Genomic DNA, 15,508 nt, shown 5'->3' with positions numbered 1-15,508 from the left:
CAATCAGTAAGTAAATTTCAAATTAAGAGTGATTTGACTTCAATGTTAGATAATTCTAAAGATAATGTTAAAACAATCTTTGGAATCCAAAAATTATTAAATAAAGGATCACTAAAATTATTAGTAACAAAAAATGATAAATCAACAGGTAATTTTATGGCCAATGATAAAATTACAGTTAGATTTAAAATCGGTGAAGTTATGATTCTTGTAGGAGAAGAATTAATAGTTAACCCTTAATAATAACATCATATTCAATGCTAATTATGTTTAATAAAATATATCAAAAAAAATAAAAAATAGTTTTTAAAACTATTTTTTATTTAATATAACAGGAATAATTAAAGGGTTTCTTCTTTTCTTTTTAAATATATAAGGTGCTAATGTTGATTTGATAGCATTTTTTATTGTAGCAAAAGTAGGTCTTTCACTTTTTAATACTTCATTAATAGCTTTTGTTAGTAATGATATTGCTTCAGATACTAAAGGTGCTGCATCACGAACATAGAAAGAACCGCGAGAAATAAACGTTGGTGGTGCTAATAATTTATTATTTTGTGAATCAATAGAAACAACAATTGCAATTAAACCATCTTTAGAAAGAATTTGTCTATCACGGATTACTGCAGCAGTTGTTACTCCTGACATATCTTTACCACCATCAACATAAATAGGATCAGCAGCAATGCGTTTATCGCTTAAAGAACATTTACCATTATCCATAATAATTGGATCACCGTTAGCACAAATAAATATATTTTCTTCAGGGATTCCAATTGATACAGCTGTTTCTTTATGAACTTTTAACATTCGATAATCACCATGCATTGGCATAAAGTATGATGGTTTAATTAAATTTAACATTAATTTTTGTTCTTCTTGTGAAGCATGACCAGAAGTATGCAATCAATTTAATGGTGAATTTTCTTCAACAATCGCACTAAGTCGTGTTAGTTTATTAACTACTCTTTCAACGTCAGCACGGTTACCGGGAATTGCTGATGAAGAGAATATTATTGTATCACCGGGTATAATTTTTATTTGACGATGTTCGCGATTAGCAATTCTTGATAATGCTGCCATTGGTTCACCTTGGGAACCCGTACAAATAATAACAATTTGATTATTATCATATTTTTTAGCTTCTTCTGCTTTAATAAATGAACTATCACGAACTTTTAAATGTCCCATTTGACGAATAACATTAACTATTCTTTCTAAACTTCTTCCAACAACAATAACTTTTCTATTATGTTTTGTTGCAACTTCAATAATTTGTTGTAAACGGTGTACATTAGAAGCAAAAGTAGAAATTAAAATTCTGCCCTTCGCTTTAGCAAATATTTCACTAATTCTTTTAACAACAAGCATTTCTGTCATTGTATAACCGGGTACTTCAGCATTCGTTGAATCTGCTAAAAATAATGTTACTCCTTTTTGACCCATTTGTGCCATTTTATCAATATCTGCTTTATGACCTAAAGGTGTTCAATCGAATTTATAATCACCTGTTGTTACAACAGTTCCATTTGAATTTTCTACGCAAATTCCATATGCATCAGGAATTGAATGATTAACAGCAAAAAAACTAATAATAAATCTGTTAGTTTTAATTTTACTATTACCATCAACAATATTTATTTTTATTTTTGATTTTATTCCTTTGTCCTTAATTTTATGACGAATTAAAGCTGCTGCTAAGTTAGGAGCATAAATAGCTGGAATATCACTAATTTCTTTTAATAAGTATGGTATACCACCAATATGATCTTCATGACCATGAGTAATAAATATTCCTTTAATTTTATGTTTATTTTCTTTTAGGTAACTATAATCAGGAATTACTGCTTCAATTCCTGGCATAGAAGCATCAGCAAATTTTACTCCAGCATCAATAATAATAATTTCATTATCTTGTTCAATTACATAAGTATTTTTTCCAACTTCTTCTAGCCCACCAAGCGCAAAGATTTTCGTGACGAACTTTTTAACTGGCATAGTATTTTTTGTGGGTGTATCACTCATATTTTTTCTCCTTCATTCATTTTAAAATTATAAGGAAATAACATAAAACATAACATAAAAAAATGTAATGAATTTAATCATGTTTTTACTTATTACTTATTTGGTATATTATATTTAACTATAATAAAACAATTTAAAAACTTAAGTTTATCATTCTACTTTATATCATAATCCATTTATCATCATTAAGTCAAGGATTATCCTTATTAATGTGATGATAAAAGAGTTTTCCTTCTAAATGGTCTTGCTCATGTTGAAAAACAATTGCTTCATAACCTCTAACAGTTAAAGTTACTTTTTTCTTTTTTAAATAGTCATAACCTGTAACGTTGATTTTATAACTACGTGGAACTAAACCTTCATGAGGGTGATTAGTTACACTTAAACAACCTTCACCTTTTTTTAAATAAGCTATTTGTTCGCTTTTACCAATGATTTTTGGATTTATTAATGCATGTTCATAGTAAATAATCTTTTCATTTTTATCAGGAATTGGTAATAAAATATAATACATTTTTATATTTTCTCCAATTTGTGGTGCAGCAATACCAATAGCTTCGGTTAAAATGTTGTTAGAATTAAATTCTTTATCTTGTGATGCTTTTACTCAATCAATCATACGTTTCATAATATTTTCATCTTTAGGTGTTAAGGGTAAAATAACATCAGCACAAGGTTTTAATAAACTAGGTTTTGTATCTTCAGTAATTCAAGATGCTGATGGTACTTCGTTTTGTAATTTTTTTAACATTGCAGATCCTTTCATCAGTTTGTAATAAATAATAAATTAAACTAATTTGCTTTTATCAAATTTAATGATAAAGTTATTATAAACTAAATTTTGGAGAAAACATGAAAATTATTGCTGGAAAATTAAAAGGAAAAAAAATAATTACTTTAGATGGTTTATCAACACGGCCAACATTAAATCGAATTAAAGAAAATATTTTTAATATTATGTTAAATTATTGTAGTTTTGAAGATAAAATTGTTGTTGATTTATTTGCTGGAAGTGGTAATTTAATTCTTGAAAGTTTATCACGAGGGGCAAAATTTGCTTTTGCAAATGATATTAATAAAGCTGCTTGTAATATTATTAATCAAAATTGTTTTGCTTGTAATTTACAAGAACAAGTTAAATTAAGTAATTTGGATTATCAAATTTTTAGTAAAACACTAGTACAACAGTGTGATATTGTTTTTATTGATCCACCGTTTGCAAATATTACTTGTCAACAGTGAATTATTGATTTCTTTTATAAAAATAATTTACTTGCTAATAATGCTTTAATTGTTTTAGAAACAAATGTACCACTTGAAAATTTACAATTAAATTTCCATTTTAAAGTAGTATCTAATAAAAAATACGGTAAAATATATATTAAAATAATTCAATTTTATGAAAAGTAGAAAGTAGAATGTAAATGGCACAAAAAAAAGGAAAATTAATTATTCTTTCTGGACCAAGTGGTGTTGGTAAGGGTGCAATTATTGCTAAATTATTTGCTGATAAATCATTAAATTTAGCATATTCAGTTTCGATGACAACAAGAAAACCACGTAATAAAGAACAAGATGGCATTAATTATTTTTTTGTTGATGTATCAACTTTTTTAAATCATGTTAAAGGTAATGATTTTTTAGAATATACAAATTTTATTGGTAATTACTATGGTACTAGTAAGAGTTATGTTTTAAATTTGCAAAATCAAGGTTATAACGTTATTTTGGAAATTGAGGTTGATGGTGCTAGTCAAGTTTTAAAAAATTATGAACATCGCAATGATATTATGAGTATTTTTATTATGCCTCCTTCTTATCAAGAATTAGAACAAAGAATTCGTATGCGTGCTAGTGAGTCAGAAGCAATTATTGAGAAAAGGTTAAATAAAGCAAAAGAAGAATTTAAAGTTCAACATGAATATGATTATATTGTTATTAACGATGACTTAGATATTGCTGTTAAAGAAATAACAGATATTATTAAAAATAATATTAATTAGTTTTTGATTTGATAGTTTAGAATTAAATATTAAAAACATTTAACGATGTTAATTTGTATAAAAATATAATAGTATAGAAAACTATAATACAATAATTTTATAAACTTAATATCAAGTTTATTTTAAATCCTATTTCTTTAATTTTAAAGTAATAGATTTTTTTATTTAATTAGAAAAGGTGAATAAAATATGGACGCTAAATCAATTGCAATCTTGCTAAAAACACTAGTCGGGTTAGGAAAAGTAATATCTGGAGGAAAAGAATCAATCAAAACCAGTAAGAGAAAAAATAAAGCAAAAGATAATATAGAAAATCAAGTAAAAACATTAGAAACAAAAGTATTAACAGCATTAAAAGTATTACAAACATTACAAACATTAAAAGAAAAAGTATGAGAAGATGAAACATTAAAAGAATTAGTAGAATCTTTAAAAAAATTAGAAGAACAATTATCAAATGCATCAGAAAAATTAGAAAAATTAAAAACAGAACCAGCAACAGTAACAATCACAGATATATCAGTAGCATCAGTATGATTACAGGAAAAACTATCAAATTCACTAAAATTAATTGAAAAATTACAAACTAAATTATCTTCAAGAGAAAATAGTAAAGATAGTGATAATGATTTTTTAATAAAAGCAGAAGTAAATAAGAATTTATCAACATTATCCGTAGTAAATAAAAATTATGTTCATAACACTGTACCAAATTTATAGTTAATAAAGATAATTAACAAATAATAATTTTATAAACTTATATAAGATAAAATCTAAAATTATCAAAAATATTAGTACTCCTTTTAAAAATAAATTTAAAAGGAGTATTTTGTAAATTATGATAAGTTGTTATACTAATAATATCAAAAATAATTTTTTTACTTTATAATTAAAGTAGTGGAATCAAAAAATAAAGGAATGGTGGTATTTAATATGAGTGTATTACCGTTAAATATTATTTCGACTGTAATTTCAGCAGATATTGGAACAGTTATTGCTGAAATAGCGGTTTTATTTGGAATAACCATTTCTTTATTAATGACAATTCTTATTTTAATAGTTATGAATACCTTTATTCGTGGTAAAAAAGTTTGATGAACAACAAGAAATAAATCTCATATGAAACTACTAGCAACTTCAGAAAAAAGAATGTTAGCAAGTGTTTTAGCAGAAGCAGTGATTAAATTAGCAGAAGAAAAAATTGGAGCACTAATTACTATTGAAAGGAATGTTTCATTAAATGAATATACTGATTTGGGAGTAAAAATTGATGGTGAAGTAACTTCACAACTATTACAATCTATTTTTATTAAAGGTTCACCATTGCATGATGGTGCAGTTATTATTCGTTTAGGTCGTATTGAATGTGCCTCTACTTATTTTCCACTAACTAATAAAAAAATATCTAGTCAATTTGGTTCACGTCATCGTGCTGCTATTGGAATATCAGAGCAAACCGATGCAGTATCAGTTATTGTTAGTGAAACTAATGGTTCTGTTTCAATAGCTCGTAGTGGTAAGTTTTTACAAGTTGAAAACTTAAATAATCTTGTTCGTACACTATATGATGAATTAGCTTCAACTAAAGAAATGGTTCAACAAGTATAATAATGAAAAGTTTGTTATTAGTAGATATTGGTAATACATTAATTAAGATTGCTATGATTAATGATAGTGAAATTATTGAACAATGAGCAGTAATAGAAACCAAAAGTAAAACTGCAATTGTTCAATTGAAAAAAGCATTTAAATTAAATAAAAAATTACATTTTGAAGAAGCTGTTATTAGTTGTGTTGTTCCAAATTTTTTAATAATAATAGAAAAATTAATTGTTTTTACATATAATTTAAAACCGTTAATTGTTGATTTTAATTTACTAAGTTCTTTACCTTTAAAACTTAATTTAGAAAATCGTCAATTAGGTAGTGATTTGATAGCATTATCATATGCTGCTTATACTAAGTATCACAATGCGATAGTTGTTAGTTTGGGAACTGCTACTACCTATAGTGTTGTTGTTAATGATGTTTTGGTTGGTGTTATTATTGGACCTGGATTTAGTACAAGTAAAGATGCATTGATTGATAATGCTGCTTTACTTGTTGATTTTGAAATGCAACATTATCAATCAATGTTAGGTAAAAATACTAATCATGCTTTATCAATTGGTTATGGTTATGGTTTTAGTGCAATGATTAATAGTATAGTTGCTAGAATTCAAAATGAAACAAATATTAGTTTACCTGTAATTTTAACAGGAGGTAGTGTACCAATTTTAAAATCTTTTTTTGATTTTTCTTATATTTATGAACCACAAATGTTATTTTTAGGTTTAGTTGATATTATTAAATATTTTAGAAGTAATAATAAAATAAAAGATTAATATCTTTTAATATATTTAAAATATAAGGAAAGGAGAATAAAACTATGTTGATGTTAATAAAAATTTATAAATTAACTAGTGCACAAATTATTATAATAACTATTATTAGTTTATTAATTTTTACTATTATCGTTTTAACAAGTTTATTAGTAATTTTTAGTTCATATAAAAATAAACAATTTATGGTTTATAAAAATTTGCAATATATTCAAAATATTAATATTAAAGAAAGATTAAATCGTATTAATCAAATGGTACAAGCAAATGAACAATATAGTTCTATTTTAGGGATTTGAATTAGTCGTTATAATCTTTTTTTAAAAAAAGATTTAAATAAGGTTTTTAAAAAATATATTCAAATTTTAAAATTACAAAATAATAAAGAATTATGAAAAAGATATAAATTAATGTATAGAATGCATAATAAAAGTAATAATTTAAAAAATCAATTGCAGTTATTAACAATTGAAATAGATTATTTTATTAGTATTGATCAATTATTACGAGAATATCAATTATTTTTTAAACAAAATTTTAATTATTTACAAGATCAAATGATCAAGATTAATTTACAAAATGATCTTAATCGAGAACAATTAGATGAAGTTATTAAAATAATTAATGATATGTTTAAAGAATTAGAAACAAATATTAATGCTATTAATGTTAGTCAAATTATTACTATTTTAAGTGAGATTGCGATTGCTGTTGTAACATTGGCAGAAATTTTAGATAATTTACCAACACTTCGTTATATTATAACATATGAAATTAAACAAAAAATGGCGGCCTTAAAAAATAAATATCAAATGATAAAAATAAATAATACTTTACTTTTACAATACGAACAATTAGTAGCAAACGTTGATGAAAAGTTAAGTTTTATTAATAAACAAATTAATAATTTACAATACAAAAAAGCTAAGGTTAACACTCAAGAAATATTAAAATTAATTGCCACTTTTAGTAATAAAATTGATAAAGAACAAATATTTTATAATATTTTTAAACAAAATTATGAAAAATTTTTAGTTATGAGTTTTAATTTTAATGAAATATTTGAAACTATTAAAAATGAAATTGCTCTTTCAAATAAAATTAATTCTAAAATGATAGAAAATAGCAAAATAACTAACTTAGAAACTATTATTAATAAACAACTTGCTACTGTTAATGATTTTGATAATTTATTAATCATAGAACATCAAAAATCAATAAAAAATACTAGTTATGAAACATTAGTGATGTTATTAGCGGCGTTATTTGAAAATAGTATTGTTGTTTTTAATAGTTTAAAAGAGTATAATAAATTGTTGAATGAACAAAATAAAGCAAAAATTAAATTTAAAACTTATGTTGATAAAATCAATTCAATGATGTTACAAATTGATAATATTTTAAATAATATTAATTTTTATTATTTAAATGAAATTTATAAAGAAAAGTTTAGTGATTTACAATATTTAATAAATGATACTATTTTAAATTTTAAAAATGGAAATTATGATAATTCTTCTTTTAGTAAATTTAATGATTTACAAAATAAAATTTTTCATCTTTATACTGAATTAAAAATGGAAATTACTATTCATAAATTATCACATTTAACTCTTGTTTATGCTAATCGTCATCGTTCAATTAATCAGCAACTTAATAGTAAATTTAATGAAATTGAAAATAATATCACTAATAATCATAATCAAAAAGCATTAACATTATTATTGGAATTAATGGAATAAATTTTAAAAAAGAGGAAATTTAAATGGTACCAATTATTATTATTCGCTATGGTGAATTAACAACTAAAAGTAAAAATCGGATTGATTTTATTAAACAATTAAAAATAAATATTAAGTATGCTCTTAGTGATTATAAACAAATAAATATTATTCATTTTCATGATCGGATGGAACTAACTAATTTATCTCTTGACGTAATGAATGATGTTATTAATATTTTGGTGAAAATATTTGGTATTAGTTCATTATCACCTGCTTTTAGAATTGCTAAAAATATGGAAATATTATCAGAAAAAGTAATATCATTAATTTTAAGTCAAGATCTAACAAATTTTAAAACATTTAAACTTTTTGTTAGTCGTAGTGATAAGAGTTTTTCATTAAATTCAGAACAAATAGTTAAAATTATAGCTTCTATAATTTTAAAAAAAACAGATTTAAAAGTTAATGTTACTAATCCTGATTTAAAAATAAATATCAAAGTTAATAAGGATGATATTTATTTATTTGCAAATAAAATTATTGGTGCTGGTGGATTTCCAGTAGGTAGTTCAGGGAAAGTGTTATTATTATTGAGCGGTGGTATTGATTCCCCTGTAGCAGCATATAAATTAATGAAACGAGGATTACAAGTTCAATATTTACATTTTGCTACTCCACCTTTTACTTTACCAACAGCATTAAAAAAAGTAGAAACTTTAGTTCAAATTTTAGCACCTTATAATGCTGGTAGTAAAAATTTATATATTTGCAATTTTACTAACTTGCAAAATGAATTAAGTCATATTAAGAAAGAAAGTTATCGTATTACTTTAATGCGTAGAATGTTTATTAGAATTGCTAGTTTATTTGCAGAAAAATATAAAATTCAAGCATTAGCAACCGGTGAAGCGATTGGTCAGGTTGCTTCACAAACATTAGCAAGTATTAATGCTATTAATATTGTTAGCAATTTACCAATTTTGCGTAGTTTAATTGCCGAAGATAAAGTTGATATTATTAATCTTGCTAAAAAAATTGGTACTTATGAAACATCAATTTTACCATTCGCTGATTGTTGTTCATTATTTGTTCCCAAAAACCCTGTTACACAACCAAAGAATAAAGAATGTGAACTTTTAGAAAATGATTTAAAGCAAATAATTGATTGAGAACAAATTTTAATAAATAGTTTTAAAGATATTGAAAAAATATAAATAAATTTATTAATAATTTAATAGTTTTAATAAATTACAGTTTATTTACTTTAAATATAAAAAAAGAGTGAAGTTTCACTCTTTTTGTTATTTTTTAATAGTAAACTATAAAATATTACAATAAGTATTTTGATTACTTGTTGAAGTTTGATTTTGTAAATCAATTGCATTTATTTCATTTACTAATAATTTTGTTTTTTCAATTCTTTTATTGATTTCATTTATTTTTTTCTTATCAATTTCTAATTGAGCAAGTTTTAAATTTATTTGTAATTTTTGATATGGATTTGGTTCTCTAAAGTCAATATTGGTTGTTATTTTTTGTACTTCATTTGCTAATTCTTGAAGAGATTTAACTTCAAAATTATTTTTATTGGTTGTAACATTAAGAATAGTAGGTAATCCAAATTTATATCGTTGCTTTATTTCTTGTTCATAAATTTCGTAGGCTAATCTTTCAACTATTTTTGGGTGTTTGTTTTAGCAGCTATTGTTAAAGCTGTATCACCATTTTCAATGGTATCTAGTAAAAGATTAGCATAGTTATAATAACCATTTGTTTTTAAATATTTGGCTATAATTATTTATCCATGCAAGTCCACATGTTTTGGCCACTATTTTTAACTACATGATAAATATTAACACCATTATCTATTAAGATGTTAACTACATCTAAATGACCATTTTGCGCTGCTCATATTAAAGCGGTTATATCATCGCATATATAATTAACATTGCCACCATTTTTAATTATTTTTTTAATTACTTGTAGATCACTGATTTTAGCAGCTTTTATTAAATTAATATTTTGAATATCCATTTTTTTTCTCCTTATTTGATTAAAAATAACAAACTCACTTACTTTAAAATGAAGTAATAAGTTGAAAACTTGTATTAAGTTTATGCAGATTTTAACATATTATTGGTTTTAATATGTAAAAAAATATATTATAATTTTTCCCAAATTATTAATTATTAATTATTGAAAAAAATAATGTTTATTTTTTCTTTTTTAATATAAATTTTAGAAATAAAATTTATTTTTTTATTTTATTTCTAAAAAAGTTGATTTTAAGTGTTTTAAATAGTTTTGTATTAAAAACAATAACTTAAGAATAACCTAGCAAGATAAAATGATGTTAAAATTAACTTGTAATATAAGTCATTCAAGAATTGTAGGGGATAGTATGAAATATATAGTTAATTTAAATGTTCGTTCTAATTATTCATTTCTTTCATCAACTATTAAAATAAGTGATTATATTGAATTTGCTAAAAAAAATAATTTAAAAGTTCTATCTTTAGTAGATAAAAATATAATGTATGGTGCTTATGAATTTTGTAATTTATGTATAGAGAATGATATTAAACCATTAATTGGTTTAAATTGTGTTTGAGAAAGTGCTACTGATAAAGTTGAATTAACTATTATGGCAACTTCATATGCTGGTTATCAAAGATTAATAGAGCTTTCTACTATTATTAGTACTAATAATAATATTGTTACTACTAATGATGTAAAAAAATATCTTAATCAAACACGTGAAGTTTTAGTTATTATTCATGCTAATAATAAAAATATTAAATATATTAAAAATAATTATGATATTTTAAATTCAACAGGTCATGAATTAGTTTATTTTGGTTTAGTACCTAGTGATATGGATAATATTACTTTATTAAAATCGATTACATCTAATATTATTCCAATTGATTTGGTTTTATATTTAGATGAAAAACAACATCGTACTTATCAAATTTTACAAGCTATTAAAGAACAAAAAACATTAAAATCAGAAGATTTATCAAAAAGTAATGAGTTTTTATATAAAACTAAACAAGATTTAATGCAACATTATCCAAATGAAATTATTGAAAATATTGAAAAGGTTATTTGATTATGTAATTTAAAATTTCCTAAAAATAAGCCAAATAGTGCAGAATTAAGTTTACCAAAATTTACTTGCCCTAATAATCTTACTAGTAATTTATATTTGCAAGAATTATGTAAGCAGGGATTAGAAGCGCATTTTCAAAGTCGTGAAATTCCTGAAACATACGTTAAAAGAGTTTTATATGAATTACAAGTAATTAATGAAATGGGTTTTGCTGATTATTTTTTAATTGTTAATGATTATGTTAAATTTGCAAAAAGCAAGAATATAATGGTTGGACCAGGTAGAGGAAGTGTTGCTGGTAGTTTAGTGGCATATGTTTTAGGAATTACTGGTGTTGATCCTATTGCTTATAATTTAATTTTTGAAAGATTTTTAAATCCAGAACGAATATCATTACCAGACATTGATATCGATTTTGAAGATACAAGAAGAGATGAAGTTATTAATTATATTCATCAAAAATATGGCAAAGAACATGTTGCATATATTGTTACTTTTCAAACAATTGCTAGTAAAATGGCAATTCGTGATTTGGGAAGAGTTTTTCAAGTTAATATTGAAGATATTAATGAAATGACAAAATTAATACCAATTCAATATAATTTTGAAATAGATATGGCTATTAAACAATCACCAAAATTAGCATGATATGCAAATAAGTATCCTTTATTGTTTATTTTAACCAAAGAAATTCTTGGTTTTCCACGACAAACTAGTACTCATGCAGCAGGAATCGTTATTACAAGAGCACCGTTAGTTACTGCTATTCCATTACAATTAGGATTTCAAGGTATTTATCAAACGCAATTTCCAATGCAAACCCTAGAAACTCTTGGTTTGATAAAAATGGATATTTTAGGATTACGTAATTTAACTATTTTGCAAAATATTTTACAACAAGTAAGCAAACATTATTTTTTAAATTTAAAATTATCTCAAATTCCTTTAAATGATGAAAAAAGTTTTAACATTATTAAAAATGGTGATACAACCGGTATTTTTCAATTGGAATCTTTAGGAATGCGTCAAATTTTAATTAAAATGAAAGTTGATAACTTAGAAGATATTATTGCTAGTTCTTCTTTATTTCGTCCTGGACCACAAGAGTACATTCAAGATTATATTAATCGTAAATTAGGAAAACAAAAAGTTACGTATATTCATGAAGATTTAAAACCTTATTTAGCATCAACTTATGGCATTATTATTTATCAAGAACAAATATTATTAATTTTACAGAAAGTTGCTGGTTATTCATTAGGAAAAGCTGATTTAATTCGTCGTGCAATTAGTAAAAAAGATACTACAGTTATGAAAGAACAAGCAAACTCATTTATTAAAAGTGCTGTTAATAGAGGTTATTCACCAAGAGTTGTTAAGAAAATATGAGAAGATATTGAAAAATTTGCTGGTTATGGATTTAATCGATCTCATGCTGTCGCTTATTCATTAATTAGTTATTATTTAGTTTATTTAAAAGCAAATTATCCATTGGCATTTATGGTGTCGTTATTAAGTAGCGTTATTGGTAATGATCAAAAAATGTTACAATATTTGAATGAATGTCAAAAATATCAAATTAAAGTTTTAGCACCATCAATTCAATTTTCTGACATTGATTTTTTAATTGATGGTGCTAAAAAAGCTATTCGTTATAGTTTACAAGCAATTAAGCAAATGAGTCAAGGTAGTTGTAGTAATCTTATTAAAGAACGTACTAGTAATGGATTTTTTCAAGATTTTTTTAACTTTTGTGCTCGAGCAATATTTATTGGTTTGAATCGTAAAAACATTGAACATTTAATTGCTGCTGGTGCTTTAGATGATATTCAATCAAATCGAACAATGTTATTATTAAACTTGGATGCTGCATTAGAATATGCCAATATGGTGCAGGTAAAAAATGAAACTAGTGGCGAATTATCATTAAATTTTAATTTAATTGCTAAACCAATTATGTTACAAAGAGAAGATGATTGAAATAATAATAGTATTAATGAACATCGTGCATTAGGACTTTATTTAAAATATAATCCTAAATTACTATGAAAAGAGCAATTAGATCCTCATAATAAAGCTATTGATTTAGCATATATTAATAATTATGTTGATCAACATGTTAGAGTATATGGAGTTATCAATAATATTAGAGTAATTAAAACTAAAACTAAAAAATTAATGGCTTTTTTTGAAATGCAAAATGATAGTAATGTTATTGAAGTAACGGTTTTTGAAAAGTTATATCAAATATACCAAGAATATTTACAAGTTAATAAAGTAATTTTAATGGAAGGAAAGGTAGAAATTTATAATGATAATATTCAGTTAATTTTATCAAGAGTAATTAAAAATTTATAGTAAGCATATAATTTTATCTATGCTTACTATATTAAATAATAAATATAATCAATAGTTTTTAAATTTCTTACTTTAATTTCTAATAATAAATAAAAAATTAATGAACATAGTAATTATTAATAATTTCACAATTTTCAATAGCATCTCAAAAGTTATTATCTACTTTTTTTATTTTTAAATAAATATTTAAAAAGATTAGTAATATAGTTATAAATAATAAAATTGGACTTAAAATTATAGCAAAAACAATTCCAATTTTTAGTTGTACTAATGATTTAAGATTATAGTTTTCAACAATATTTTGGAAGAGGTAATGTTTACAAAAATATAATTTATTATTAGTTAACATATAAATTAAACCATGTTCTTTTATTAAATTAAAACCATTTTCTTTTGTTATTATTTCTTGTTTTCGATAATGATTATAGAAAGAAGGAATATATTTTATATCATTTTTTATGTTAAAAAAATCTATTAGGGTTAAAGAAGTAAATATAACCAAAATAGTTAAAATCAATAGTGATAGTGTTATTAAATTTATTTTTTTAAGTTTCTGAATTTTCATTTCTAAAAATCTCCTTATATTTTATTTATAGGTTAATTTTATTTTGTTAGGAAAGTATTATAATATATTTTTTATTAAATAAAATTAAATTATGAAATATTTATATATAATATTTTAATAATGATTTGCTATTATTTTTTTGTTTTTTTGTTATATTATAAGTAGTAATATTTATTACCAATTTACGATGAATTGCAAAGCAACGAAGATTAAAACCCCAATATATTTATTCAAAATTTCAGTTTATTATTTTATTTTTAAAGTAACTGTTTTTCTTTTAAAGGAGCACACATCACCATGGCAATTAAAGATGTACAAAGAGATGGTAATTGTTTATTATGAGCAGTAATCGTTTCATATTTAGAACAAGTTAAAACTAATAAAAACCAATTTAAGACAAGATATAAATCACTTTTTGGTATAGAAGTCGGTTGAGAACGAATTTTTAATTTTGCTGATTTTAATTTTGCTGATAAAGAAAATGAAAAATTAGTTAAAGTCTTTCGTAATCGTATTTGTGATTATATTGAAACAAATTTAGATACAAAACGTCCAAATAATAAAGCTAATTTTAGATCAATGTTATTAGATAGTGAAATTAATAAAAAAAATAAAGAATTATATCCTAACAATAGTGAAGATACACAAATAAGAAAAAGTTTAGAACAAATGAGAAAAAATGGTGAAATAACAGGTTCTGTTGAAATTGAAGCAATTTGTAATATTTTAAATTGTGATATTATTAGAATTAATGAAGATTTTGATATTGCAAGTAGGGAAAGATTTGAACCAGATAATGTAATTGCTAATAATGATAATAATGAAGTGAAGTTATACTATCAAGCTCGACATTATCAATATTTTTCAAATGTTACTAATCAAACACCAACAAAAAGGAATGAGGAAGAAACTACAAAAGTAGTAACACCTTCATTTGAAGTTAATTCAAGTAATAATAGTTTTCAAGAAAGTATTTCATTTCCAAGAGAGGAAAGTGCTGATTTTTTAATTAATGCTAGATTGAAACTTAAAAATCAGTTGTCTGATAAAGAAATTAATGAAGAAACACAAAATGCTATAATTGATATTTTTATTGAAGATATAATTAAAGTACCAGCACATCAAAAAAATGAAATATTAGAAAAATCTATTTTTGAATTAAATAATCAAGAACAATTATTTACAAATCCTAATCTTGTTTTTGAATCATTTATTAAACCAATAATTAATGGTTCAAAAACAGGAGATCAACAATTATTAAAAGAAAGTACTAATACAAATACTAATTAATTAGTATTATCACTTTTGTATTTATTGATTTGTTATATTAATAAAAAATA

General features: G+C 23.3%; 14 protein-coding genes. 10 read left to right on the top strand and 4 right to left on the bottom strand.

The window, feature by feature from the left end; genetic code table 4:
* Positions 1–42: 42 nt before the first annotated feature.
* Positions 43–240: a hypothetical protein gene (locus tag AACK83_RS08325; protein WP_338957667.1), complete on the top strand. Its 198-nt coding sequence runs from the start codon at positions 43–45 to the stop codon at positions 238–240.
* A gap of 72 nt (positions 241–312) precedes the next feature.
* On the opposite strand, the gene AACK83_RS08320 is transcribed toward AACK83_RS08325, so the two are convergent.
* Positions 313–2,025 (bottom strand): ribonuclease J, encoded by a 1,713-nt coding sequence (locus AACK83_RS08320; RefSeq protein WP_338957666.1) that lies wholly within the window; start codon positions 2,023–2,025, stop codon positions 313–315.
* Between the two features lie 160 nt (positions 2,026–2,185).
* Entirely contained in the window at positions 2,186–2,776 is a 591-nt protein-coding gene (gene def, locus AACK83_RS08315; RefSeq protein WP_338957665.1) for a peptide deformylase, read from the bottom strand.
* A gap of 101 nt (positions 2,777–2,877) precedes the next feature.
* Between def and AACK83_RS08310 the strand changes: the two genes are divergently transcribed.
* The 7 genes from AACK83_RS08310 (at position 2,878) to thiI (ending at position 9,347) form a co-directional block, all read left to right on the top strand.
* Entirely contained in the window at positions 2,878–3,435 is a 558-nt protein-coding gene (locus AACK83_RS08310) for an RsmD family RNA methyltransferase (protein WP_338957664.1), read from the top strand.
* Between the two features lie 14 nt (positions 3,436–3,449).
* A complete protein-coding gene (gmk, locus tag AACK83_RS08305) occupies positions 3,450–4,028 on the top strand; it encodes a guanylate kinase (RefSeq protein ID WP_338957663.1) in 579 nt (192 codons plus the stop codon).
* 189 nt (positions 4,029–4,217) lie between these two features.
* The gene (locus tag AACK83_RS08300) at positions 4,218–4,748 is read left to right on the top strand and encodes a hypothetical protein (protein WP_338957662.1); all 531 of its coding nucleotides are present in this window, start codon (positions 4,218–4,220) and stop codon (positions 4,746–4,748) included.
* Positions 4,749–4,961: 213 nt separating this feature from the next.
* On the top strand, positions 4,962–5,636 hold the full coding sequence (locus tag AACK83_RS08295) for a diadenylate cyclase (RefSeq protein ID WP_252320291.1): 675 nt from the start codon (positions 4,962–4,964) through the stop codon (positions 5,634–5,636).
* Positions 5,637–5,638: 2 nt separating this feature from the next.
* Complete coding sequence (locus AACK83_RS08290) at positions 5,639–6,412, top strand: type III pantothenate kinase (protein WP_338957660.1); 774 nt, start codon at positions 5,639–5,641, stop codon at positions 6,410–6,412.
* A gap of 50 nt (positions 6,413–6,462) precedes the next feature.
* A complete protein-coding gene (locus AACK83_RS08285; RefSeq protein ID WP_338957659.1) occupies positions 6,463–8,151 on the top strand; it encodes a hypothetical protein in 1,689 nt (562 codons plus the stop codon).
* A 23-nt stretch (positions 8,152–8,174) separates the two neighbouring features.
* Entirely contained in the window at positions 8,175–9,347 is a 1,173-nt protein-coding gene (gene thiI, locus AACK83_RS08280) for a tRNA uracil 4-sulfurtransferase ThiI (protein WP_338957658.1), read from the top strand.
* Between the two features lie 580 nt (positions 9,348–9,927).
* On the opposite strand, the gene AACK83_RS08275 is transcribed toward thiI, so the two are convergent.
* On the bottom strand, positions 9,928–10,167 hold the full coding sequence (locus tag AACK83_RS08275) for an ankyrin repeat domain-containing protein (RefSeq protein ID WP_338957657.1): 240 nt from the start codon (positions 10,165–10,167) through the stop codon (positions 9,928–9,930).
* 367 nt (positions 10,168–10,534) lie between these two features.
* Here AACK83_RS08275 and AACK83_RS08270 point away from each other — a divergent pair, with 367 nt between their 5' ends.
* Complete coding sequence (locus AACK83_RS08270; protein ID WP_338957655.1) at positions 10,535–13,603, top strand: DNA polymerase III subunit alpha; 3,069 nt, start codon at positions 10,535–10,537, stop codon at positions 13,601–13,603.
* A gap of 97 nt (positions 13,604–13,700) precedes the next feature.
* Here the strand turns inward: AACK83_RS08270 and AACK83_RS08265 are convergent, their stop codons facing one another.
* Positions 13,701–14,168, bottom strand: coding sequence for a hypothetical protein (locus AACK83_RS08265; RefSeq protein ID WP_338957653.1), 468 nt, complete (start codon positions 14,166–14,168; stop codon positions 13,701–13,703).
* 297 nt (positions 14,169–14,465) lie between these two features.
* On the opposite strand from AACK83_RS08265, the gene AACK83_RS08260 reads away from it, so the two are divergent.
* A complete protein-coding gene (locus AACK83_RS08260) occupies positions 14,466–15,458 on the top strand; it encodes an OTU domain-containing protein (protein ID WP_338957651.1) in 993 nt (330 codons plus the stop codon).
* Positions 15,459–15,508 lie beyond the last annotated feature (50 nt).

It is taken from the genome of Spiroplasma endosymbiont of Tiphia femorata (genome assembly GCF_964020225.1).
Taxonomy (GTDB): domain Bacteria; phylum Bacillota_I; class Bacilli_A; order Mycoplasmatales; family VBWQ01; genus Spiroplasma_E.
The sequence above is the reverse complement of the archived record's forward strand: the minus strand, read 5'-3'. Positions and strand labels throughout refer to the sequence as shown.